The organism is Pseudomaricurvus sp. ABR4_320 (assembly GCF_056159445.1).
In genome coordinates this window covers 1-349 of sequence record NZ_JBSWVF010000105.1, presented here as the reverse complement: position 1 = coordinate 349, position 349 = coordinate 1, and the positions used below count along the sequence as shown (strand labels likewise).

The 349-nt window shown below is 52.4% G+C and carries 1 pseudogene; it reads left to right on the top strand.

The window, feature by feature from the left end:
- A pseudogene (locus tag ACXAFR_RS27575) lies at nucleotides 1-349 on the top strand (group II intron reverse transcriptase/maturase); the annotation flags it as partial.

Below are 349 nucleotides of genomic sequence, written 5' to 3'. Positions count from 1 at the left end.
GTACGGACAGCTGAATGCCGATGCGTTGTATCGAGCTTGGGCTAACCTCAATAAACAATCGGCCTCAGGAATCGATGGCGTGACAGCGTCCGATTTTGAGCAACGATTGCCCGAAAATATCCACACATTAGCCGAGCAACTGACGTCGGGCACCTACCGAGTTGCGGATGTTAAACGTGTGTACATCCCCAAAGCCAATGGCAAGGAACGACCTTTGGGCTTGCCAACAGTAGCAGACAAAGTGGTGCAGCAAGCGGTTTCTGATGTACTGCAAGGTATCTGGGAACAAGACTTTCTGCCAAACAGCTACGGCTACCGGCCGCACAAAAGTGCGCACCAAGCCGTACAC